Raw genomic sequence first — 22,139 nt, 5'->3', positions numbered from 1 at the left:
GTGAATAGATTATTTAATTGTTGCTGCTTTCATTGCACTGATAAATTCAGCCATTTCTGTTTTCATTTTCTCAGGGTTACCAAGGTTACGTTCAATTACTTTAACCACAGCTGATCCTGAAATTGCTCCGGCAGCACCAGATTTAATGGCATTGGCAACTTGTTCTGGTTGTGAAATACCAAAGCCTAACAATGACGGTGGTGCATTATACTCACCTAATGTTTCAAGCATATGTTCAACCGGCATACCAGCTTTAGCATCTGCACCAGTTACACCAGCACGGCTTAATAGATAGGTATAACCTTGTCCGTATTCTGCAACTTGTTGCAATGTCGCTTTATCGCCGTTAGGCGGTGCAATAAAAATTTGCTGTAAGCCAAACTTTTCAGCGGCTGCGCGATATGGAGCACTTTCGTGTAAAGGCACATCTGCGATTAAAATAGAATCAACACCGGCTTCTTGACAACGTTGGTAAAAGTTTTCAATACCGTTACGAAATACGAGGTTTACATATAATAATAAACCAATCGGTACTTCAGGATACGCAGCACGTACTTCTTTAATTATTTCAAAACAAACTTGTGGTGTTGTACCGGCTTCTAGGGCACGAATTGAAGCATCTTGAATAACTGTACCATCTGCTACTGGATCAGAAAATGGAATACCTAATTCTAAAGCATCTGCACCTGCATCAACCAAGGTATTAATAATGTTTAGAGATTGTTCACGGTTTGGGTCACCTATCGTCACGAAAGGAACAAAAGCACCTTCATTTTTAGCTGCTAAACGTTCGAATAGTTGTGCATAACGCTGTGTCTGATGTGTCATTAGATTAGACCTCTTTCTTCGAAAATATCGGCAACAGTAAAGATATCTTTATCACCACGTCCAGATAAGTTAACAATAATCACTTGTTCTTTATCATCTTCTTCTATGATTTTTAATGCGTGTGCTAAGGCATGTGCAGATTCTAGTGCGGGGATGATCCCTTCTTGTTCTGCTAGTGCTTTAAATGCCATTAATGCTTCGTCATCAGTCGCGTTGACATACTGTGCTCGACCCGTTTTGGCTAAGTGAGCATGCTGTGGACCAACAGATGGGAAGTCAAGGCCTGCTGAAATAGAGTATGACTCTTGGATTTGCCCTTGTTGATCTTGCATCATTAATGACTTCATTCCAAAGAAAATACCATCAGTACCACACGCGATAGGGCAGCCATGCTCACCGGTTTCAATACCGTGACCACCTGGCTCAACACCAATAAGCTCTACGTTCTCATCATCAATAAAATCAGAGAATATACCGATTGCATTTGAACCACCACCAACACAGGCAATTACTTTATTAGGTAAAATACCTTCTTTACGTAAACATTGTACTTTTGCTTCTTCGCCAATCACTTTTTGATATTCACGAACAATGGTAGGGAATGGATGTGGACCTGCCGCAGTACCTAGTAAATAATGTGATGTATCGTAGCTACCAGCCCAGTCACGCAATGCTTCATTACAAGCGTCTTTTAAGGTGGCAGACCCTGATGTTACAGGAATCACTTCTGCGCCCATTAAACGCATTCTAAACATGTTAGGTTTTTGGCGTTCGCAATCAACTGCACCCATGTATACACGACATTTAAGCCCTAATAACGCACAAGCCAAGGCAGTAGCGACACCATGTTGGCCTGCCCCTGTTTCAGCAATAATTTCAGTTTTGCCCATACGTTTTGCTAATAGGGCTTGTCCTAGTACTTGGTTAGTTTTGTGTGCACCACCGTGTAATAAGTCCTCACGTTTAAGATATAACTTAGTCTTTTTACCTTTGGTTAAATTACGACACAATGTTAACGGAGTAGGGCGTCCAGCATACTCTGTTAATAGGTCTTGTAATTCAGCGTTAAAAGACTCATCCGTTTGTGCTTTTAAGAATTCTGCTTCAAGCTGCTTTAATGCTGGGACTAATATTTGTGGTACATACATACCACCAAAGTCACCAAAATATGCGTCTAACGTTTTCATGTTTTTTTACCTTATAATGCGTTTATTACTGTCTGTTTCTTGTCATGAGCCATGTTTATTACTACATGACTATCGCTTCATGGTTATCGTTGCATGTCTATCTTTTCATGTACTGACGTATTGCTGAGAAACTACGGTTTAATTTGTCTGCGTCTTTTTTACCTGGGGCAGATTCAACACCTGAATTGAAGTCTAACCCAGCACAGCCAACTAATGCGGCTTGTTGTGCATTTTCTGGAGTAAGACCACCCGCTAATAAAATAGTGCTTTTATCAATATTTTTATTTTGTGAATTCAATAGTGACCAATCAAAGACTTGTCCTGTACCGCCACTTTGCGTACCAACACGTGTATCTAATATATGTTTACTGACATTGTATTTTTCAAATGCAGGTAAGCTATCACTGATGCCATGGGCTTTCCAAATTTCACAGCTTTTAGGTAAGACTGTTAATAACTCTTTAATGTATTTTGGTGTCTCATCACCATGTAACTGTACCGCACTGAGCCCCAAGCTTTTGACTGTGTAGGCAATTAGCTCAATATCTTCATTTTGGAAAACACCTACGTACAAAAGAGGTGCACCTAGCATCACTAAACGAGCTTGTTCTAGTGCAACCAAACGAGGTGATTGTTCAACAAAAATTAAGCCACCATAGACGGCACCCGCTTTATGAACATCTGCAGCATCACGTGCATGAGTTAATCCACACACTTTGTTTTCGCCTAAAATAAGTTGTCTACAAGCTCGGTCAATATTGGGTTGAGACATAATAGAACTGCCGACTAAAAATCCGTTCGCATATTGACTTAATTCTTTTACTTGTTGATGGTTGTAAATACCAGATTCTGAAATAACGATGCGGTCTGCTGGTATTTTTACGGCCAGCTCTTTAGTACGGTTTAAATCGATACTAAGATCACGTAAGTCTCTATTGTTAATACCAATAACTTTAGCATTGAGTGCAATAGCACGGACTAATTCATGCTCGTTACTGACTTCGGTTAATACACCCATATTCAAGCTATGCGCAGTATCTCGGTAAGCTTGGTAAGCATCATCATCTAACACTGACAACATCAGCAAAATAGCATCGGCTTTGTAATAGCGCGCTAAGTAAATTTGGTAAGGATCAACAATAAAGTCTTTACAAATAACCGGCTGTGTTACTTGTTCTCGCACTTTATTAATGTATTCCATATCACCTTGAAAATACTTTTCTTCAGTCAGTACTGAAATCGCAGAGGCATAGTTTTTATAAACGCTAGCGATTAAGTCTAAATCGAAGTCTTCACGTATCAAGCCTTTTGACGGGGAGGCTTTTTTGCATTCAAGAATGAACACACTATCTTGTTGATCTAGTGCTTCATAAAAGTGACGGTCGCTTTCTACTAATTCGTCTTTGAATTTAATTAAAGGTTGTTGTTGTTTTCTTTCTTCAACCCATAGCAACTTGTCATCAACAATTTTGCCTAAAATAGTTTCTTGTAAACTTTGATCATTAAGCATTGCTTTGCTCCGCAAGTTGTTTTAATAGTGATAGTGGTTGACCTGATTGCATGCTTGTTATAGCCATTTCTGTGCCTTGTTTAAAGTTATCTGCCTTACCGTTTAACACTAATAGAGCTGATACATTAATCGCGACAGCGGCTTGTTGAGCAGCCGTGCCTTTACCTTGTAGAATGTCTTCGATGATGTCTTTATTTTCTTCTGGTGTACCACCAAAAATGCTTTCAACAGGGTAGTAATCAACACCGAAATCTTCCGGTGTTAATGTGTATTCTGTTATTTCACCGTTATGTAATTCAGCGACCTGAGTACTACCATGTAAAGCGACTTCATCTAAACCACTGCCATACACAACCATGACACGTTTCATGCCTAATTGCTGATGTACTTTTGCAATGGGTAATAATAACTCTGGTGCATAAACACCCATTAATTCAAAGTCTGGGCGGGCTGGATTGACTAATGGGCCGAGTACATTGAATATTGAACGTGTTTTTAATGCTGCACGAACGGGCGCTGCAAAACGCATGCCTGCGTGATAGCTTGGTGCAAAAATGAAACACACATTTAAATTATCTAAGCATTGGCGTGCTATTTCTGGTGACATATCTAAGTTAATACCAAACGCAGCTAGTAAGTCCGATGAACCTGATTTGCTAGAAACACTACGACTGCCATGTTTACACACTTTGACACCACAGGCCGCAGCAACAAATGCGCTTGCTGTTGATATATTAATAGTACCAAGACCATCGCCACCGGTGCCAACGATATCTGTAAAAGGGTAATCAGGGCGAGGAAACTTTTTAGCTTGTGCTAAGAGTGCTTTCGCTGCTCCAGTAATTTCAGTGGGTGTTTCACCTTTTATTTTTAATGCGGTTAATACTGACGATAAGACGATTGGGTCCATATCACCAGAGACAACTTGTTCAAAAAATGCCTGACTTTGTTGCTCACTGAGCCCTTCACCTTGATAAAGCTTTTCTAAGGTCGGTTGCACATCATATTGGCTCATTATTTATTCTCCTTTGCAGTCAGTAAGTTGAGACTGTTTTCTAAAAGCTGGGCACCTTCGCAAGTTAAAATAGACTCAGGATGAAATTGAAAACCGATCACCTTATCATGCTCATGATAAATCGACATGCACATGCCGTTATATTGTGCCACGATTTCTAGCGAAGCGGGAACCGATGTACCCACTAAAGAGTGATAACGTGCCACAGAAAGTGGTTGTGATAATCCAGTGAACATTTTGTCAGCACAATGTGCAATTAAAGATGATTTACCGTGCTGTATTTCATCTGCTTGACCAACAACTCCACCATATTGTTCGATTAATGCTTGATGGCCTAAGCATATTCCTAAAATAGGCACTTGGCCTTTACATAAAGTGATTAAATCGATCATACAACCTGCTGCACTTGGTGTGCCTGGACCTGGTGATAACACTAAAACAACTTCACCTTCACAAGCATCAATGTGTGCTTTAATTTGTTCTGCGCTCTGATTATTACGATAAATTTTAACGGGATAACCGGCTGTTTTAAATTGGTCCACTAAGTTGTAAGTAAATGAATCAAAGTTATCAAGAAAAAATAAGGTCGCTTTATTTGCTTGGTTGATATTAGGCGCTTGGTTAATATTAGGTGCTTGATTGATATTATTAGTTTGCATTGTCATGACCTTATTCTCCTTGCTTAGCGGCAGTGTCGTTAACTGCTGACGTTACGTTAGCCAATGTAGTTCCGTGAGCTAATGCGATAGCGTTTAATACAGCAGCGGCTTTACTACGTGTTTCGTCGGCCTCAAGCTGAGGAACTGAATCATAAACAACCCCTGCACCAGCTTGTGCTTGTGCAATACCATCTTTAACAAATGCAGAACGAATAACAATACAACTATCCATATCACCATTGCCGTTAATGTAACCAACAGCGCCGCCGTAACTACCACGGCGTTTCTTTTCTACTTTACGCACTAGGTTAGAAGCACTTATTTTCGGTGCGCCGACAAGGGTACCCATGTTCATACAAGCTTGATAAGCGTGTAACGCATCTAAATCACTGCGTAATTTACCTACAACACGCGACACTAAGTGCATAACATGACTGTAACGATCAACTTGTAAGAGTTCAGCCACATGGCGTGTACCAGGCTCACTAATGCGCGCAACATCATTACGTGCTAAATCAACTAGCATAAGATGCTCAGAGGTTTCTTTTTTATCTAGACGTAGCTCTAGTTCTAAGCGGCCATCCAAATCTTTATTGATAGTGCCATCTTTATTAAAACCACGACGACGTGTGCCTGCGATAGGATAAATTTCAACGTCTTGTGTTTCTTGTGTGAATTTAATCGCACTCTCTGGTGATGCACCAAACAAAATAAAGTCGCTGTCTTTTAAATAAAACATATAAGGACTTGGGTTGGTTTCTTTCAGTTTTTGATAAGCTGAAATTGGGTCTGGGCAAGGTAAAGAGAAACTACGAGAAGGCACTACTTGGAAAATATCACCTTTTACGATATTCGTTTTGAGTTGTTCTACAATGGCGCAATATTCTGCATCGGAGACATCGACTGAGACTTTTGCGTCAATGGTCATTTGCTGATTAATAGGGGCGATGAAGTTATCACATAGGCCTTGTAGCTCAGTAATACGCTGGGTAATTCTTAGTTCGCTTTCATCTGAATATAAGCCACCAAAAATACTGCCTAATATTTCACTTTGTTGAGTTTGGTGGTCGTGAATCATTAATGTTTCTGCCACATAGAAAACATAATCAGGAGTGGTGTTTTCGCCGTCAGGCACTTCTATTAATTGTTCAAAAGTTGCAATGAAATCATAAGCAAATACACCGCCTAGAAATAAAGCTTCTGAATGTGTTGAACGTTTTTTTATACGGTCAACTAAACAACGAATGGCATCCATCGGAGACGCTGATTTTAAACGCTGGTCTTCATCACCACTGGTATCAGATTGTGGGAAAGTGAGTTGTAGTCGACTAGGTGTTTGGCCGGTAATTAATTGTGTTGAGAATTTGGGCGCAATGAAGGTAAGAAGATCTTTACCATTATCGGTCAATGCTTCTAGTGTGACGACTAAGCCTTGGCAAGTCAGCTTCAAACAAGCATCAACAAGTAGTAAACTTTTTAAGTGTTCTTTACTTTCAATTTCTGCTGAATCAAACAGTAAGTGATGGTCGCTTTTAGCACTTATTTGTTGAAATAACCCTAGGGAATCTAGGATGTAACTGCAGGGTGCTTCAATGGTTTTTAATACGCCAATAGGGTGTAGAGTATTCATGTTTAAGTCCTTAATAATATTATGAGCAAATGGTTTTTATTGTTGTTTTATTTGCCATCGCCAATTAAAGACTGTGTATAAAATGGTCATTGTCGCCTACCTGTTTATTTTTTGTTTGTTCCAAATATGAAAAAAGCCCGCAATATGCGAGCTTTAAAATTGGTTTTCTGGGAAAATTAAATATACAAAAACCTCATTGCTCGCTTATGAGAATGAGTGCCACCAAGAATCTTTAAGAGTAATTGTATTAAAAATCATATATTATACGTCCCGTATTAATTAGGACTTATTTTTTTGCATTCTGCTCCTAATGTCAAGGTTATTTTTAGGATATTCATGTTAATCGATCTTCATTCTCATACTAAAGCCTCAGATGGACAACTCACACCCAGCGAATTAGTACAACGTGCTGAAAATAGACAAGTTCATTTTTTAGCGATTACTGATCACGACACTGTCGATGGATTAGTTGAAGCCACACAGTATATTCAGGATAACGAGTTAAAACTGCAACTCATCAATGGCATTGAAGTCACTACCAATTGGTTGAATCACGAAATTCATGTGGTTGGGTTAAATATCGACCCTACACATCCTGCATTAGTTGAGTTAATTGAAATCCAGAAAGAGAAACGTGAGCAACGTGCCATTGAAATGGGCAGACGTTTAGCCAAAGCCAATATAGAGAATGTCTATGAAGGCGCAAAAGCCTTAGCAGGCGATGGTGCTATTACCCGCGCTCATTTTGCTCGTTATCTTGTTGAAATTGGTGTTGCGCCTACTTTCCCTAAAGTGTTTGATAAATACTTAAGTCGTGGAAATACTGGCTATGTACCACATGATTGGGTTGATTTAGCTAATGCGATTGAGGTTATTCAAGCGGCTGGTGGTCAAGCAGTATTGGCACACCCTGATGCGTATAGCTTATCGAATAAATGGTTAAGAAAATTATTGATTACATTCAAAGCCGCTGGTGGCGATGCAATGGAAGTTGCGATCGGACAGCAATCTCCACAAATGCGTTTGCAACTCGGCATGTGGAGTAAAGAATATGACTTAATGGCTTCACAGGGCAGCGACTTCCACTTTGTTGGGCGCTGGCGTGATTTAGGAAAAAGTTTATTTTTACCTGATATTTGCCTGCCAATTTGGCATAATTGGCCTGCTTGCAAACGGCTTGATTAAGTCACCTTTTTTATAAAATATTAAGCACAACCAACATTAACAGTAGAAGAGAATTATGAGTCAGTTTTTTTATGTTCACCCTGAAAACCCACAAAAGCGTTTGATGAAACAGGCTGCTGAAATAATCGAGAAAGGGGGAGTTATTATTTACCCTACTGATTCCGGTTATGCATTAGGTTGTGCAATCGATGATAAACACGCATTAGAACGCATGTGTCACATTAGAAAAATAGATAAAAAGCATAATTTCACACTTGTATGTAAAGACCTTGCTGAAATAGCAGTCTACGCTCGTGTTGATAATAGCGCTTATCGTATGTTGAAAAATAATACACCCGGCGCATATACATTTATTTTCAAATCGACTAAAGATTTACCTAAACGTTTAATGAACCCAAGCAAACGTACGATTGGTATTCGTATTCCAGATAATGCAATTGCATTAGCGTTATTAGAAGAATTAACAACACCATTAATGACAACTAGTCTTATTTTACCGGGTAAAACCAGTACTGAGTTTGATCCAGAAGAGATTAGAGACCTATTAGAAAATCAAGTAGATTTGATTCTTAATGGTGGATATCTCGGAGAGTCACCAACAACCGTGATTGATTTGTCGGATGATGAAGTTGTTATTGTAAGAGAAGGGGCGGGTGATTTAAGCCCATTCCAATAAAAATTGAAAAAGACGGTTTAGTTTAAATCTGAATAGTTTTTTGTATAAACAGTTAAAAAATAATTCGTAAAATAGTTAAAAAATGAAATGTATGCACAGTCGCTTTTATGTTTAGCGCAATAAAAAGTGCAGTTGGCATAATGTGAATTACCCAAAGGAAAAGAAAATGAGTGAAAAATTACAAAAAGTATTAGCCCGTGCTGGATTAGGTTCTCGTCGTAAAATGGAAACAGTGATTGCAGAAGGGCGTGTTAGCCTTGATGGTAAAATTGTTGAATTAGGCGAACGAGTTACACAAGAGCAAGTGATTAGACTTGATGGCCATGTTGTTAAATACCAAGCTGCAGAGAGTGTTGTCTGTCGTATTTTGGCTTACAACAAACCTGAAGGTGAAGTTTGTACCCGTAGTGACGAGGAAGGCCGTAAAACAGTATTTGACCGCTTACCTGTATTAAAAGGTTCGCGTTGGATTTCTATTGGTCGATTAGATATTAATACATCAGGTTTATTGTTGTTTACAACAGATGGTGAATTCGCTAATAAAATGATGCACCCAAGTCAACAAATAGAACGTGAATACGCTGTACGTGTTTTTGGTGATGTTACTGAAGCTATTTTAAACCGTTTACGCATGGGGGTTCAGCTTGAAGATGGTGAAGCTAAATTCTTAGATATTAAAGAACATGGTGGTGAAGGTATTAACCGTTGGTTCCATGTTGTATTAACGGAAGGCCGTACTCGTGAAGTTCGTCGTTTATGGGAAAGCCAAGGTCTACAAGTTAGCCGTTTAATGCGTGTTCGTTACGGTAATATTATTCTAAATAATCAATTACCGCAGGGCGGTTGGCAAGAACTAACACTGAAAGAAGTAAATTATTTACGAAAATTAGTGAACATGCCGCGTGAAACGGAGACTAAAGTCCGTGTTGAAACGAATAAAGTAACTAATCCGCAAGCGAGAATTCGCCGAGCGGTTAAAAAGCATAATCAACATCGTAAAGCCGGCGAACGTCGTCGTGTTACTCGTACAAGAAGCTAGATTTTTAAATTATCACTCTATTATGTTAGGTGTTTTATGCATAAAAGAGTGATAAAGTAGATTTAAATCAAGTAAATGTATTAATTAAGTGAGGGATTATGATTAAAAAATGTTTATTTCCAGCCGCAGGTTATGGCACACGTTTTCTACCTGCAACTAAGTCAATGCCGAAAGAAATGATGCCATTGGTTAACAAACCTTTGATTGAATTTGGGGTTGATGAAGCCATCGAAGCTGGCATGACTGGTATGGGAATTGTGGTAGGCCGAGGCAAGCATTCTATCTCAGATCATTTTGATCATAATTATGAATTAGAAAAAGAAATCAGTGGCACACCAAAAGAAGAAAAATTAAAAGATATCCGTAAAATTATGGATACCGCGACTTTTTCTTTCATTCGTCAACGTCAAATGAAAGGTCTTGGCCATGCTATATTGGTAGGACAAGAGTTGATCGGTGATCAACCTTTTGCCGTGGTATTAGCTGATGACTTATGTATTAATCAAGAAGGTGATGGCGTATTAAAGCAGATGGTTGCTTTATATGAACAGTTCCGTTGTTCAATTGTTGCAGTTGAAGAAGTACCTGAAGACGAAATACATAAATATGGTGTCATTAAAGGTTCAGTTATCAGAGATGATATTTACCGCGTTGATGATATGGTTGAAAAACCAGCTCCTGGTACAGCGCCAAGTAACCTTGCTATTATCGGTCGCTACATTTTAACGCCTGATATTTTTGAAATATTGAAGAACACTAAACCAGGTAAAGCAGGTGAAATTCAAATCACTGATGCATTATTAGCGCAAGCTAAATCAGGTTGTGTTTTAGCTTATAAATTCAAAGGTAAGCGTTTTGATTGCGGTAGTGTACCTGGTTACATTGAAGCGACAAATTTTGTTTATGAAAATTTATATGAAGAATAAGCATTAACTAAATCGCTTATTTATTGAAAAACCGTTCACTAATCTGAGCGGTTTTTTTTGCCTTTTATATATTAACGGGGGGTAGTAGTTACTTACTATTTTGAAAACCCCTTTACAATAACAAACCGGATCAATCACGAAACTTCGAAGGGTAAAGAAGGTTAGATAAAAAGCATTTATTGTTTAATAGTCTTGTTGTTTTACTTGTCTTCCTTCGTGTTCTTCGTGCAGCGTAGCGGCTTCGTGGTCATTTATTATTTTTAAAATTTTCTAAAATATAAAACCACATTAATCACGAAGGACAAAGAGGGGTAGATAAAACGTGTTTATTGTTTAATAGCCTTGTTTTTTACTTGTATTCCTTCGTGTTCTTTGTGCAGCATAGCCGCTTCCTGTCTTTATTATTAAGTGAAGACTAAGGGGCGACAACTAGTCTGACACAGGGGGATTTTTAAACTTTTTAAAATACAAAATCATACTACCCACGAAGACAGAGAGGGAGAATAAGATTAGGTAAAGGATTATTATTACTAAATGTCACTAAATCGAGTGGCAAATAATATTGTTGTTAAATGCATTGTCTTATAAAGCCTTGATGTTGTTTTAAACTGTTTTTAGCTTGGTTAACATCTAAGCCCGTTAGCACCATTACGATTGCTGTTTTACAATGATTACTTGACTCTTTTAATGCCACTTCTGCAATTTCTCGTGAACAGTCTGTTGCTTCCATTATTATTTTCTTTTGGCGCTCTATTAGCTTGGCATTCGTTGCCTGCACATCAACCATTAGGTTACCAAATACTTTACCATTTTTTATCATAGAGCCAGTAGTAAGCATGTTCAGTACCATTTTTTGCGCAGTGCCTGCTTTCATTCTTGAGGATCCCGTGACGACTTCAGGACCAACAATCACGTCTAATTTTATATCTGCAATATGAGCCATTTCACTCTCGTTGTTACAACAAAGGCTGATAACTGTACAGCCTTGAGCTTTTGCATATTGCATCGCACCTATGACATAAGGCGTTCGTCCGCTCGCTGCAATGCCGACAATAATGTCCTTATTAGTTAATTGTATATTCTGCAAATCTTGCTGGCCTGCTTGAATATTATCTTCGGCGTTTTCAACGGCTTTTAAAATAGCAGGTTTACCACCTGCAATTAAACCAATCACTTGCTCGGCTGAGCTGCCAAAAGTAGGAGGGCACTCACTGGCATCTAATATACCTAATCGACCAGAAGTCCCCGCTCCACAATAGAGCAAACGACCACCTTTAGTGAACGCTTGTTGAATTGCATCAACGGCTTGAGCAATATTGGGGAGGATCTTTTGCACGGCTAACGCTACTTTTTTATCTTCATTATTAATAATAGTCAGCATGTCTAATGTTGAGACAGTATCAATATTTGCACTGGTTTGATTGCGACTTTCGGTCGTAAATTGTTGTAAAGATAAACTCATAATAGTCACTTAGTTATAATAGCTTTTAACACTGAGGGCGTAACTTGCTATAATAACAGCTCACTTAATCGAGTTGAATTGATATCATGAAACAGCCTTCGAAAATACCTAAGAAACAAGAGCAAAAAACAGCTAATCATAAAAGTGTCAACATAAAAAATGATGAGGGTAAGCCAGAAGTTAAAAATGAAGATTATGCGAGCAATACAGAGAATGAAAGTAATACAGATAGCATCGCGTTTACCAAAAGGCAGCAACTAGCGACATTAGTAAAAAACACTTTACAACTCGTATTAGGTTTACTCATTATTATGATGTTCTTATCTATCGCTAAAATGATTGTTAGCTATTTTGAAGTTACTTTTCCGGCTTCTATACTGGGGATGTTGATGCTATTTGTAGCGCTTTCTCTTGGTATTATTAAATTAAGCTGGATTGAATTTACTGGTAATTTATTCTTAAAATATTTAGCGTTATTATTTATACCTATTGGTGTTGGCTTAGTTAACTATTTTGAATTAATTGCGACACATTGGCTAGTGATTATATTCTCTTTGTTCTTTACTACATTATTTACGTTATTCATGGTCGGCCATTGTTATCAATGGTTAAGCAGAGAGGAAAGGTAATGTTTGTTTATATTGCAGCGCCATTTACTTTATTGTTATTTTATTTGGCAAAAAAGTTATATCGCTTAAAACCAAGTGGGTTATTAAACCCTGTTTTGTTAACCATCTTTGTTTTAATCTTAACGTTACTCATCTTTGATATTCCTTTTGTTGATTATCAGCAAGGGACTTCCATCATAACCGCCTTTTTAGAACCCGCTATTGTTGCGTTAGCCGTGCCACTTTATTTACAACTAAAAGTTATTAGATCACGTTTGAAATTCATTCTTATCAGTTGTTTATTAGCTGTTTTTGTTGCTTTCTTCTGTGCCTTTTACATTATGCCCTTGTTAGGTGCAGATTTAATTACGGCTGCTTCTTTTGCTGGACAATCGGTGACTACGCCTATTGCGATGGAAATTAGTTCGAAGTTAAACGGTATTGTGTCTTTGACTGCTGCTATGGTTATCTTCGCTGGAATTATCGGGGCGAGTATTGGTTTGCCTTTTTTAACCTTGTGTAAAGTAAAGGATCAACAAGCGATTGGCGTTGCAATTGGTTGTGCGTCACATGCTTTAGGTACGGCTAAAATTTTAGAAGATAATGAAGAGGCTGGGGCTTTTTCTTCTATTGCTTTGATTGTATGCGCAATATTATCAGCGTTGATTATGCCTATACTGTATCAGTGGCTCATTGCTTAAGATTACTTAAAGCCAGATTTATAGTTAACAATAGACAATAAAAAACCGAAGCAAGCTTCGGTTTTTTTGAAATTACACTCATTACAGTTTAATAAACCTGATAAGTACTTGCTAATTAATCAGCTGCGTAACCAAACTCATCTAATTGCTTATCATCTAAATAGGCATACTGACCTTGCATATTCAAACGACCACCCACAAACCAAGAGGCAGCGAGGGCATATATTTGATGCTCTTGCGTTAATACTCGTTCTGCTAAGTCTTGCGCACTATCTTCAGAGAAAATAGGCACTTTAGCTTGTAATACTGTTGGACCACTATCAAGCTCTGGTGTAACAAAATGGACGGTTGCACCATGCTCTTTATCACCAGCATCAATAGCACGTTGATGTGTATTAACGCCTGGATATTTTGGTAGCAAAGATGGGTGAATATTAAGCATTTTACCTTGATATTGATTAACAAAATCAGAAGTTAAAATACGCATAAACCCTGCTAATAAAATAAGATCCGGTTGTAACTTATCTAATTCAGCTGCTAATAAAACATCGTATTGCTCACGCGATCCGACACCTTTACTTTCAACTAAGATAGCAGGGATATTTGCTTCACTAGCACGTTGTAATCCAAACGCGTCTGCTTTATTGCTGATCACAGCAACAATTTCGACTTGTTGATCATTTATTTGCTGTTTATGTAACTTATCCATTAATGCTTGCAGGTTACTGCCGCTTCCTGAAATAAGTACAACTACCTTTTTAGTCGCCATTGTATTATTTGATCTCTACTTGAGATTCACCTTCAGCTGCGTCTTCGATATGACCTAATACCCAAGCGTTTTCGCCTTGTGCATTTAAGATCTCAACTGCTTTTTCTTTTTCAGCAGCAGGAACAACAATCATCAGGCCAACACCACAGTTAAATGTACGGTACATTTCTTCTGTTTCAACGTTACCATTTTCTTGTAACCAGTTGAAAATAGCAGGCCATTCCCAGCTCTTACCATCAACAACTGCTTTACTGCCAGCGGGTAATACACGAGGAATATTTTCCCAGAAACCGCCGCCAGTAATATGTGAAATAGCATGTACTGGACAGTTTTTGATTAACTCTAAAGTAGACTTAACGTAGATTTTAGTTGGCGTTAATAAAGTATCGCCTAATGTTGAGTCACCGAATGGTGCACTAGTATCTGCTTTTGATACTTCTAAAATTTTACGTACTAGTGAGTAACCGTTTGAGTGAGGACCACTTGAGCCAACTGCAATTAGTGCATCGCCTGCCGCTACTTTAGTACCGTCAATAACACCTTCTTTTTCTACAACACCAACACAGAAACCAGCGATATCGTAATCTTCACCTTCATACATGCCTGGCATTTCAGCAGTTTCGCCACCGATTAATGAACAGTTTGATTGTAAACAACCTTCACCAATGCCCGTTACAACGTCTGCTGCTACATCAACATCTAATTTACCTGTTGCGTAATAGTCTAAGAAAAATAGTGGCTCTGCACCTTGAACGATTAAGTCGTTCACACACATAGCAACAAGATCAATACCAACCGTGTCATGCTTTTTAAGGTCAATTGCTAAACGTAATTTTGTGCCTACACCATCAGTACCTGCAACTAATAATGGCTCTTTATAACCTGTTGGTAGTTGACATAAAGCGCCAAAACCACCAAGTCCGCCCATTACTTCAGGACGTTTAGTGCGTTTTGCTACACCTTTAATACGTTCAACTAATGCTGTACCTGCGTCAATATCAACACCAGCGTCTTTATAGCTTAAAGAGGTTTTTTGGTTGCTCACTTGCATTCCCCACAAATAGAAGTTAAAAGCGAATATCGCTTTAAAAAGTTTAGAAGATTAAAATTGCCCGCATTTTAGCATTTATAGGACTAGGGTCGAATTATTTCTGAAAAGAATTGTCTATTTTGCTGAATATTTTCGTAATACTCGTGCTAAGTGATTAAAATACATATAATAGTCAGGCCTTTTAAGATATTTATTACCTGAAACTTGCATTAGTATAGGATCTGCTTATGATCTCCCTCATATTGATTAATTTAATGGTTGTGTAAATAAATGAAAAGTCATCATTTAGTTCGTTTTTTTGCTGTAATAAGTCTGTTTTTCTCGCTACACAGCATTGCTTTGCCGCAGATCAGTCCTTATCAAGGGTTAGTACCTGCAGAAGACAGCAATGAAACTAAATTAAGAGAAGCAGCGCTTGAACAAGTTTTAATTAAAGTCTCGGGTAATGTAGATATTGTTAATTTAGATGGCAGTAAAACGTTGGCTAAAAGCATACCGGATATGCTGGCTCAATTTGGTTACCAAGATATTGACGATAAACGTTTTTATTCTGCACTTTTTGAGAAAGGTGCAATCAATAATGCACTTATTGCTATGCAACAGCCTATTTGGGGCGAAACACGACCTAGTCCATTAATTTGGTTAGTGAATGAAGACAGACAATTAGCATCTGAAAACATGATTGATAGTAGCCAAGATGGTGCAATATCATGGGGCTTGAATAAGTCGCAAATAGAACGTGGGATCACAGGGAAATTTCCGCTTGTTGATTTGGATGATCTCTTAACGGTATCAGTTGCTGATGTCAGTGGACGTTTTTATCAAACTGTTGCTGAAGCCTCTAAACGTTATGATGCAGAATATTTTGTGTTAGCCAATTTAACGAGTATCAACGCGCAGCAATGGCAGTTAAAATGGGAACTAGTAAAGTATAATGCGCAAAGTAAAAAAAATCAGGTGTTGATTAAACAAATAAGTAATGGCGATAAAGCAGGTGTGATGTCTACCATGCTAGGTGAAATCGCTGATTACTATGCTAAGCAATTTGCCATTTTAGAAAATAATGGTAAGAGAAGTGCTCAGTTATTACATATTAATAATATTAACTCTCTTGAAAAGTTAATGAGTATTAACGATATTCTTAATAACTTAAATTCTGTAGAGAGTTTTGAAGTTGTTAGTTTAGATGATAAAAGATTAGAAGTATTAGTGACATTAAAAGGTAGCTTAGCAAGTTTGGAAAATGCATTGAACGCACAACCAAAATTGCAAAAAGATTTAATATCGACCGCTCCTTTTTACTATAATTGGCAACCATAGAGTATTTAATGCCTCAAGATGAATTAAGATTTCAATACCCTTTACTTGCTTTAAAGTTTCCAGACGATGAAACGTTTGCTAGCTTTTATCCAGGTCAAAATGCAGAACTATTAACGTTACTTAAAAATAACGTAGTAGGTATCGGCGAACCCATATTATATATGTGGGGAGAGTCCGGCAGTGGTCGCTCTCATCTACTACATGCATTATGTTCCGAAGTCGATGAAATAGGCGAAACGGTTGCTTATATTCCTTTGCATCATTACCGCAGCATGACCTTAGATATTTTCGAGAACATGGAAAATATTACGCTTGTTTGTATTGATAATGTCGATGCTATTGCGGGTGATAAAAAATGGGAAAAAGCCCTGTTTGATTTTTATAATCGCTGGTTAGATAATAAAGATAACCGAGTGCCTGGTGCCAATTTAGTTATTTCTGCTAGTGACTTACCTAAAAAAATAGGAATTGAGTTAGTTGATTTAGTTTCGCGTTTAGAGTGGGGGGCTTGCCATCATTTACAACCGCTTAATGATGAAGAAAAATTAGGTGCTTTACAATTACGTGCTCAATTAAAGGGCATGCGTTTACCGATTGATGTTGGACGTTTTCTGTTAAATCGTCTTTCTCGTGAAATGTGCATGCTGCTTAATACATTAGATCAACTTGATAATGCATCATTAGAGGCGAAGCGAAAACTCACAATTCCCTTCGTTAAGGAAGTCTTACGTTTATAACTCAAAACAGTTAGCCTAAGGCCTCAAATAAAATCCAATAAAAAGCCACTTACTCTGAAATGGCTTTTTTGTTTTTAGAGGCGCTTTAATTGATTATTTCTTTTTTTTACGAATACTTAACCCAAGCTCTATCCCTCGGTATTTCGCAAAGTAAATGTTACCCGCTAAAAATAAACTCGCTAATATAAATTCAATAATCGCTAACCAAAGTTCCTGATCGTTGCCCATGATAATGACACTGCCGTGCATGATGTAAATAAGTGATATAAAACCACTCCATGCATAGGTATAAGGATTACCTTGAACAATCCCTTTTAATGGGCATAGCAATGGTATTAACCAGATTAGCGTTATTAATACAGGACTAATACCCAAAGGAGGCGGTGATAAATAAAGGTGCCATAAAGGAACCAATATTAATAAGCCAAAATATCCACATTGTGCAATACGTTGAAAATGTAAGGTGTTCATTTAATCCCTTTATCGTTAATGCTATTAATAAAAAACGAAGTTTACACTAAAGTATCGCGAGTACTGATTCAGGCGGGCGGCCAATAGCCGCTTTTCCATTTGCCACTACAATCGGACGTTCAATGAGTTTCGGGTTTGCTTGTAAAATGGTTACTAAAGCCGACTCATCATGCTCTGAAGCAAGACTTAGTTCTTTATATAACGTTTCTTTTGTGCGCATTAGTTGTCGTGCAGAGTCAAAACCTAATTGTGAAATAAGTGTTTTAATTGTGTCCACTGACGGTGGGGTTTCTAAGTACTTTATTATATCAACGGTATTTTTATCATTATCGACTAGCGCTAATGTCTCACGGCTTTTAGAGCAACGTGGATTGTGGTAAAAAGTAATATCTGTCATAACAACCTCGTATTATATTAAGTCTTTATTCAGCAGGCCAAATAGCAATGTAATCTTCTAAATTATCTGGGTCAACTTGCGTTTCTGAAACAATCTTACCTCTAATTGAATGACCTCCTTTATGCATAGCTGACTGGCTGCCTGTTATTAAAGGGTGCCATTCAGGTAATGGTTTTTCTTCAATTAATCGTTTATAAGCACAACTTGCTGGCAACCAATGAAATTGTTCAACATCATCCAATGATATTTTGACGCAGTCAGGCACTATTTTTAATCGATTTTCATACTTTTTACATCGACAAGTTTTTGTATGCAAAAGATGACAAGCTACATTGGTAAAATGTAATTCTTCTGTTTCATCATCAATTATTTTATTAAGACAGCATTTACCACAACCATCACAAAGTGATTCCCATTCATTTTGAGACATTTGTGATAGTGTTTTAGTTTCCCAGAAATTATTCATTTATTACTCTTTTCTCTTACTTAACTACGATTACTTTATAACTATTACTTAACTACAATTGTCGGTGATGCAATGCGTTCAGATAAGTAAGTTACTGCTGTCGCAAAATAATAAGAACGGTTCCAATGCATCAATACTTTATAATTATTATAGACAAGATAAACCCGCCCATTTCTGTCATCGGGAATAACAATAGAAGCTTGTAATTCTACGTTAGGTAAGTCTTGCCCTTCATATCGACGAACGCCTAAAGCTTGCCACTCTACTAATGATTTTTGCTGTTTAATACCTGCTAGTTCAATATCGAAATTATCAGGTAATCTAACCTGACGTCCCCATATATGGCTATCGTCCCAACCTTCGGTTTTAAGGTAGTTGGCCGCTGATGCAAAAACGTCACCAGGCGTATTCCAGATATCTTTTTTACCATCACCATCGTAGTCAACGGCATAATTTAAGTATGACGTTGGCATAAATTGTACTTGTCCCATTGCACCAGCCCATGAACCAATAAATTTATCTTGGGTAATATGGCCTTGTTCTAGGATAGTCAGTGCTGCAAATAATTGTTTTTTGAATAACGTTTCACGACGACCTTCATAAGCCATCGTTGTTAAAGATGAAATAACATAGTGACGTCCTGTTAAACGACCAAAGTTAGTTTCGATACCCCATAAAGCAACAATAAAGCGCGGTTGTACTCCGTATTCTTTACCGATTTTTTGTAGCAAGTGATAATGCTTTTTGTAAGCGGCTCTTGCTTGTTTAATTTTCCAATCAGGTACAGCTCTAGGAATATAAGTATCTAATGTCATTTTAAATTCAGGTTGTTGCTTATCTGAAGAAACACTACGTTGTAAAAACTTAACTTCTTTAAAAGCATTATTGACTGTATTTTCATCAATACCTGACTCGATTGCTTCTTTTTTAAGATCGTCTACATATTTAGTAAATGAAATGTCACGCTCGGTGTTTGCAAAACTACTTGTAGAAAAACTACATAAAGTGATAATAGATAAACTTTTTAGAATAAAGTTGATGTTTTTGGAAAATAAATTAATTGTTTTCATGACTCTGATTCCAATTGCTGTAATTTGCGATTTTTATGGTCTTTTAAATAATCAATAGGTGGTGGTGGTAACTGTAAATAAAACCCTGAGTCAGTGACTTCTTTTATCACTCTAGAGGCCTCTGCTATCGCCATTTTTGTGGTTTCTTTGATATTTAATATAGAAACTAATTGTGGTGGCCCAAATTGTTCTAGCAAAGGAGTAGGGACTTGAGAAAAGTCATCTCGTTTTGCAACAAAAATATAGGTTTGTGGTTTACGGATACTTTTATATACAGCACATAACATAATACTTATCTAGCCCTTTGCTTGCCTAATGTTGATGCAAACTATAACATGCATAAGCATTTATTTTTTATAGAAATTGACTGAATTTTATGTCAAATAATAAAGATTTAATTAGAAAGGACAATTATGACGTTAAAATCGTTAAATTTTACCTTGTTAGTAGTAAACCTGGAGAGTGAATCACTTTCAGAGTTAGCCGATGAATTAAATAAAAGACGGTTAATGGCCCCTGAATTTTTTGCTCAAACACCGATGGTTGTTAATATTGTAGAATCTTCATTAAATATTGATTTTTCACAACTACAACAAACCGTTGAAGAGCATGGTTTTATTTTGACAGGTATTACAGGCAAAGTGTCAGAACAGCAAAAACAACAAGCAAGTCAATATTCGATTGCTGTATTGCATGGTTCGAAAAGACAAATCGTTAAAACTGCACCTACTGAGCAAAAATCAGAACAGGATGCAGATTCAACAAAAGACATTAAAGAAAGCACTGAAGCGACGCCAGAAGAATCTTTTGTTCCAGGTGAAGTGAAAACGAAAGTGCATAGTGGCCGAGTTCGCTCAGGCCAGCAGATTTATGCTAAAGAATGTGATTTGGTTATTAGTGGTGATGTAGGCGCAGGTGCCGAAGTGATTGCAGATGGCAATATTCACATTTACGGAACGCTGAGAGGTAAAGCATTAGCGGGTGCCATGGGTAACACTGGTGCGGCTATTTTCTGTACTGTATTAGAGCCTGAATTAGTATCAATCGCGGGTGTTTATAAATTAAGTGAAACATTACCAGAGGATATGTGGTCAACCTCTTGCTCTGTTTCTTTAGAAGATCAGAATATGGTCTTTTCAAGTTTAAATAAAATTTAAAATACAAAGGAAAGTTATATGGCAAAGGTAATTGTTGTCACGTCTGGTAAAGGTGGTGTTGGTAAAACAACAAGTAGTGCAGCTATTGGTACTGGTTTAGCTAAAACAGGTGCTAAAACCGTGATCATCGATTTTGATATCGGTTTAAGAAATTTAGATTTGATCATGGGCTGTGAACGCCGTGTTGTTTACGATTTGATTAACGTTATTAACGGTGAAGCAAATTTACAACAAGCATTAGTAAAAGATAAACGTGTCGACACACTTTATATTTTACCTGCATCGCAAACACGAAATAAAGATGCTTTATCGCAAGAAGGTGTTGCTGAAGTTATTGAAGCGTTAAAAGCGGATGGGTTTGAATACATTATTTGTGATTCACCAGCAGGTATTGAGCAAGGTGCAATGATGGCATTGTATTTTGCAGATGAAGCGATTGTAACCACTAATCCTGAAGTATCATCTGTTCGAGATTCAGATCGTATTACAGGTATGTTATCAAGCAAGTCGTACCGTTCAGAAAAACAAATGGACCCAGTTAAAGTACATTTGTTAATCACACGTTATAGCCCTGAACGTGTTGAACGTGAAGAAATGTTGAGCATTGAAGATATTGATGAGTTATTAGGTATTGATTTGTTAGGTGTTATTCCTGAATCTAAAGATGTATTAAGCGCATCTAACTTAGGTGAACCAGTAATATTGAATCAAGAAAGTGATGCCGGTAAAGCTTATCAAGATGCAGTAGATAGACTGTTAGGTCACCAACGTGATTTACGTTTTGTTACTGTTGAAAAGAAAGGCTTTTTAAGCCGTATATTTGGAGGGTAAGATGGGATTATTACAATATTTTAGAAAGGACAAACCTAAAAAAGGTACAGCGAAGTTAGCAAAAGATCGTTTACAAATTATTGTTGCTCATGAGCACTCTAGTTTTGATGTCCCTTCATACATGCCTGAGCTACAAAAAGAGTTAGTCGCTGTTATTCGTAAATATATGGATATTTCGTCTGAAGATGTTAAATGTGAATTTAATGATAAAGCAGATGATGACATGTCAGTATTAGAAGTTAATGTAACATTGCCTAAACTAAAGTAAGTTATCAATCATGCTTATTGATGCTTGATAGCTCTTATTGATAGTGCTATCGATAGCTTAATTACTTTATTCAGCGTTAAGTGATTAATCTAAAGACCTTACAGCTTTTAATTTTACTATAAAAAATGCGACTATTTGTCGCATTTTTTATATTTGTAATGTTATTTATTAACGCG

The 22,139-nt window shown here is 37.4% G+C and carries 25 protein-coding genes; 11 read left to right on the top strand and 14 right to left on the bottom strand.

The window, feature by feature from the left end; genetic code table 11:
• Positions 1–9: 9 nt before the first annotated feature.
• From trpA to Q0794_RS03860, 6 genes are all read right to left on the bottom strand, one after another.
• Positions 10–828: a tryptophan synthase subunit alpha gene (gene trpA, locus Q0794_RS03885; protein ID WP_298940254.1), complete on the bottom strand. Its 819-nt coding sequence runs from the start codon at positions 826–828 to the stop codon at positions 10–12.
• On the bottom strand, positions 828–2,015 hold the full coding sequence (gene trpB / locus Q0794_RS03880; RefSeq protein ID WP_298940253.1) for a tryptophan synthase subunit beta: 1,188 nt from the start codon (positions 2,013–2,015) through the stop codon (positions 828–830). Before trpB ends, trpA begins: the two co-directional genes overlap by 1 nt.
• 97 nt (positions 2,016–2,112) lie before the next feature.
• Positions 2,113–3,525 (bottom strand): bifunctional indole-3-glycerol-phosphate synthase TrpC/phosphoribosylanthranilate isomerase TrpF, encoded by a 1,413-nt coding sequence (gene trpCF / locus Q0794_RS03875; RefSeq protein WP_298940252.1) that lies wholly within the window; start codon positions 3,523–3,525, stop codon positions 2,113–2,115.
• On the bottom strand, positions 3,518–4,540 hold the full coding sequence (gene trpD, locus Q0794_RS03870) for an anthranilate phosphoribosyltransferase (protein WP_298940251.1): 1,023 nt from the start codon (positions 4,538–4,540) through the stop codon (positions 3,518–3,520). The genes trpCF and trpD overlap by 8 nt, the downstream gene beginning before the upstream one ends.
• On the bottom strand, positions 4,540–5,205 hold the full coding sequence (locus Q0794_RS03865; RefSeq protein WP_298940250.1) for an aminodeoxychorismate/anthranilate synthase component II: 666 nt from the start codon (positions 5,203–5,205) through the stop codon (positions 4,540–4,542). Before Q0794_RS03865 ends, trpD begins: the two co-directional genes overlap by 1 nt.
• Positions 5,206–5,209: 4 nt before the next feature.
• A complete protein-coding gene (locus tag Q0794_RS03860; protein WP_298940249.1) occupies positions 5,210–6,829 on the bottom strand; it encodes an anthranilate synthase component 1 in 1,620 nt (539 codons plus the stop codon).
• A 336-nt stretch (positions 6,830–7,165) separates the two neighbouring features.
• Here Q0794_RS03860 and Q0794_RS03855 point away from each other — a divergent pair, with 336 nt between their 5' ends.
• The 4 genes from Q0794_RS03855 to galU all read left to right on the top strand — a co-directional run bounded on the left by Q0794_RS03855 (position 7,166) and on the right by galU (position 10,655).
• A complete protein-coding gene (locus Q0794_RS03855) occupies positions 7,166–8,014 on the top strand; it encodes a PHP domain-containing protein (RefSeq protein WP_298940248.1) in 849 nt (282 codons plus the stop codon).
• 55 nt (positions 8,015–8,069) lie between these two features.
• Entirely contained in the window at positions 8,070–8,690 is a 621-nt protein-coding gene (locus Q0794_RS03850; RefSeq protein ID WP_298940247.1) for an L-threonylcarbamoyladenylate synthase, read from the top strand.
• Between the two features lie 166 nt (positions 8,691–8,856).
• Positions 8,857–9,729 (top strand): 23S rRNA pseudouridine(2605) synthase RluB, encoded by an 873-nt coding sequence (rluB, locus tag Q0794_RS03845; protein WP_298940245.1) that lies wholly within the window; start codon positions 8,857–8,859, stop codon positions 9,727–9,729.
• A gap of 98 nt (positions 9,730–9,827) precedes the next feature.
• On the top strand, positions 9,828–10,655 hold the full coding sequence (gene galU, locus Q0794_RS03840; RefSeq protein WP_298940242.1) for a UTP--glucose-1-phosphate uridylyltransferase GalU: 828 nt from the start codon (positions 9,828–9,830) through the stop codon (positions 10,653–10,655).
• 568 nt (positions 10,656–11,223) lie between these two features.
• Here the strand turns inward: galU and murQ are convergent.
• The gene (gene murQ, locus Q0794_RS03835) at positions 11,224–12,117 is read right to left on the bottom strand and encodes an N-acetylmuramic acid 6-phosphate etherase (RefSeq protein ID WP_298940240.1); all 894 of its coding nucleotides are present in this window, start codon (positions 12,115–12,117) and stop codon (positions 11,224–11,226) included.
• 86 nt (positions 12,118–12,203) lie between these two features.
• Here murQ and Q0794_RS03830 point away from each other — a divergent pair, with 86 nt between their 5' ends.
• Together Q0794_RS03830 and Q0794_RS03825 are read left to right on the top strand one after the other, a co-directional pair.
• Positions 12,204–12,746 (top strand): CidA/LrgA family protein, encoded by a 543-nt coding sequence (locus Q0794_RS03830; protein ID WP_298940238.1) that lies wholly within the window; start codon positions 12,204–12,206, stop codon positions 12,744–12,746.
• Positions 12,746–13,426, top strand: a complete 681-nt coding sequence (locus tag Q0794_RS03825) for an LrgB family protein (RefSeq protein WP_298940236.1) — start codon at positions 12,746–12,748, stop codon at positions 13,424–13,426. The genes Q0794_RS03830 and Q0794_RS03825 overlap by 1 nt, the downstream gene beginning before the upstream one ends.
• Before the next feature lie 115 nt (positions 13,427–13,541).
• On the opposite strand, the gene purN is transcribed toward Q0794_RS03825, so the two are convergent.
• Positions 13,542–14,195 (bottom strand): phosphoribosylglycinamide formyltransferase, encoded by a 654-nt coding sequence (gene purN, locus Q0794_RS03820; protein WP_298940234.1) that lies wholly within the window; start codon positions 14,193–14,195, stop codon positions 13,542–13,544.
• Between the two features lie 4 nt (positions 14,196–14,199).
• The gene (gene purM, locus Q0794_RS03815; protein WP_298940233.1) at positions 14,200–15,240 is read right to left on the bottom strand and encodes a phosphoribosylformylglycinamidine cyclo-ligase; all 1,041 of its coding nucleotides are present in this window, start codon (positions 15,238–15,240) and stop codon (positions 14,200–14,202) included.
• Between the two features lie 276 nt (positions 15,241–15,516).
• Between purM and Q0794_RS03810 the strand changes: the two genes are divergently transcribed.
• Positions 15,517–16,566, top strand: a complete 1,050-nt coding sequence (locus tag Q0794_RS03810) for a DUF2066 domain-containing protein (protein ID WP_298940232.1) — start codon at positions 15,517–15,519, stop codon at positions 16,564–16,566.
• A gap of 8 nt (positions 16,567–16,574) precedes the next feature.
• Positions 16,575–17,303 carry a DnaA inactivator Hda gene (hda, locus tag Q0794_RS03805; protein WP_298940230.1) on the top strand — a complete coding sequence of 243 codons (729 nt, stop codon included), beginning with the start codon at positions 16,575–16,577 and terminating at the stop codon, positions 17,301–17,303.
• Between the two features lie 93 nt (positions 17,304–17,396).
• On the opposite strand, the gene Q0794_RS03800 is transcribed toward hda, so the two are convergent.
• The 5 genes from Q0794_RS03800 to Q0794_RS03780 are packed head-to-tail and all read right to left on the bottom strand — an operon-like array spanning position 17,397 to position 19,994.
• The gene (locus tag Q0794_RS03800) at positions 17,397–17,774 is read right to left on the bottom strand and encodes a DUF2069 domain-containing protein (protein ID WP_298940228.1); all 378 of its coding nucleotides are present in this window, start codon (positions 17,772–17,774) and stop codon (positions 17,397–17,399) included.
• A gap of 46 nt (positions 17,775–17,820) precedes the next feature.
• Positions 17,821–18,171 carry an arsenate reductase (glutaredoxin) gene (arsC, locus tag Q0794_RS03795; protein WP_298940226.1) on the bottom strand — a complete coding sequence of 117 codons (351 nt, stop codon included), beginning with the start codon at positions 18,169–18,171 and terminating at the stop codon, positions 17,821–17,823.
• A 25-nt stretch (positions 18,172–18,196) separates the two neighbouring features.
• A complete protein-coding gene (locus tag Q0794_RS03790) occupies positions 18,197–18,637 on the bottom strand; it encodes a YcgN family cysteine cluster protein (protein WP_298940224.1) in 441 nt (146 codons plus the stop codon).
• 44 nt (positions 18,638–18,681) lie between these two features.
• Positions 18,682–19,707 carry a lytic transglycosylase domain-containing protein gene (locus Q0794_RS03785; protein ID WP_298940222.1) on the bottom strand — a complete coding sequence of 342 codons (1,026 nt, stop codon included), beginning with the start codon at positions 19,705–19,707 and terminating at the stop codon, positions 18,682–18,684.
• Positions 19,704–19,994, bottom strand: coding sequence for a YcgL domain-containing protein (locus Q0794_RS03780; protein ID WP_298940219.1), 291 nt, complete (start codon positions 19,992–19,994; stop codon positions 19,704–19,706). The genes Q0794_RS03785 and Q0794_RS03780 overlap by 4 nt, the downstream gene beginning before the upstream one ends.
• A gap of 126 nt (positions 19,995–20,120) precedes the next feature.
• On the opposite strand from Q0794_RS03780, the gene minC reads away from it, so the two are divergent.
• Genes minC through minE form a run of 3 tightly spaced genes read left to right on the top strand, consistent with a single transcriptional unit; the run spans position 20,121 to position 21,963 of the window.
• Positions 20,121–20,864 carry a septum site-determining protein MinC gene (gene minC, locus Q0794_RS03775; protein ID WP_298940217.1) on the top strand — a complete coding sequence of 248 codons (744 nt, stop codon included), beginning with the start codon at positions 20,121–20,123 and terminating at the stop codon, positions 20,862–20,864.
• A gap of 18 nt (positions 20,865–20,882) precedes the next feature.
• Positions 20,883–21,695 (top strand): septum site-determining protein MinD, encoded by an 813-nt coding sequence (minD, locus tag Q0794_RS03770; RefSeq protein WP_298940216.1) that lies wholly within the window; start codon positions 20,883–20,885, stop codon positions 21,693–21,695.
• A 1-nt stretch (position 21,696) separates the two neighbouring features.
• Positions 21,697–21,963, top strand: coding sequence for a cell division topological specificity factor MinE (gene minE, locus Q0794_RS03765; RefSeq protein WP_160062789.1), 267 nt, complete (start codon positions 21,697–21,699; stop codon positions 21,961–21,963).
• The last annotated feature ends 176 nt before the right edge of the window (positions 21,964–22,139 follow it).

This window comes from uncultured Psychromonas sp., assembly GCF_947489755.1.
Classification (GTDB): domain Bacteria; phylum Pseudomonadota; class Gammaproteobacteria; order Enterobacterales; family Psychromonadaceae; genus Psychromonas.
The sequence above is the reverse complement of the archived record's forward strand: the minus strand, read 5'-3'. Positions and strand labels throughout refer to the sequence as shown.

Coding starts and splice junctions, on each gene's coding strand:
- minD (WP_298940216.1), top strand. CDS start 20,883: ATGGCAAAGGTAATTGTTGTCACGTCTGGTAAAGGTGGTGTTGGTAAA.
- Q0794_RS03860 (WP_298940249.1), bottom strand. CDS start 6,829: ATGAATACTCTACACCCTATTGGCGTATTAAAAACCATTGAAGCACCC.
- Q0794_RS03855 (WP_298940248.1), top strand. CDS start 7,166: ATGTTAATCGATCTTCATTCTCATACTAAAGCCTCAGATGGACAACTC.
- trpB (WP_298940253.1), bottom strand. CDS start 2,015: ATGAAAACGTTAGACGCATATTTTGGTGACTTTGGTGGTATGTATGTA.
- trpA (WP_298940254.1), bottom strand. CDS start 828: ATGACACATCAGACACAGCGTTATGCACAACTATTCGAACGTTTAGCA.
- Q0794_RS03830 (WP_298940238.1), top strand. CDS start 12,204: ATGAAACAGCCTTCGAAAATACCTAAGAAACAAGAGCAAAAAACAGCT.
- Q0794_RS03865 (WP_298940250.1), bottom strand. CDS start 5,205: ATGACAATGCAAACTAATAATATCAATCAAGCACCTAATATTAACCAA.
- arsC (WP_298940226.1), bottom strand. CDS start 18,171: ATGACAGATATTACTTTTTACCACAATCCACGTTGCTCTAAAAGCCGT.
- Q0794_RS03810 (WP_298940232.1), top strand. CDS start 15,517: ATGAAAAGTCATCATTTAGTTCGTTTTTTTGCTGTAATAAGTCTGTTT.
- minC (WP_298940217.1), top strand. CDS start 20,121: ATGACGTTAAAATCGTTAAATTTTACCTTGTTAGTAGTAAACCTGGAG.
- minE (WP_160062789.1), top strand. CDS start 21,697: ATGGGATTATTACAATATTTTAGAAAGGACAAACCTAAAAAAGGTACA.
- rluB (WP_298940245.1), top strand. CDS start 8,857: ATGAGTGAAAAATTACAAAAAGTATTAGCCCGTGCTGGATTAGGTTCT.
- Q0794_RS03785 (WP_298940222.1), bottom strand. CDS start 19,707: ATGAAAACAATTAATTTATTTTCCAAAAACATCAACTTTATTCTAAAA.
- Q0794_RS03850 (WP_298940247.1), top strand. CDS start 8,070: ATGAGTCAGTTTTTTTATGTTCACCCTGAAAACCCACAAAAGCGTTTG.
- purN (WP_298940234.1), bottom strand. CDS start 14,195: ATGGCGACTAAAAAGGTAGTTGTACTTATTTCAGGAAGCGGCAGTAAC.
- trpD (WP_298940251.1), bottom strand. CDS start 4,540: ATGAGCCAATATGATGTGCAACCGACCTTAGAAAAGCTTTATCAAGGT.
- Q0794_RS03825 (WP_298940236.1), top strand. CDS start 12,746: ATGTTTGTTTATATTGCAGCGCCATTTACTTTATTGTTATTTTATTTG.
- Q0794_RS03790 (WP_298940224.1), bottom strand. CDS start 18,637: ATGAATAATTTCTGGGAAACTAAAACACTATCACAAATGTCTCAAAAT.
- trpCF (WP_298940252.1), bottom strand. CDS start 3,525: ATGCTTAATGATCAAAGTTTACAAGAAACTATTTTAGGCAAAATTGTT.
- Q0794_RS03780 (WP_298940219.1), bottom strand. CDS start 19,994: ATGTTATGTGCTGTATATAAAAGTATCCGTAAACCACAAACCTATATT.
- galU (WP_298940242.1), top strand. CDS start 9,828: ATGATTAAAAAATGTTTATTTCCAGCCGCAGGTTATGGCACACGTTTT.
- Q0794_RS03800 (WP_298940228.1), bottom strand. CDS start 17,774: ATGAACACCTTACATTTTCAACGTATTGCACAATGTGGATATTTTGGC.
- murQ (WP_298940240.1), bottom strand. CDS start 12,117: ATGAGTTTATCTTTACAACAATTTACGACCGAAAGTCGCAATCAAACC.
- hda (WP_298940230.1), top strand. CDS start 16,575: ATGCCTCAAGATGAATTAAGATTTCAATACCCTTTACTTGCTTTAAAG.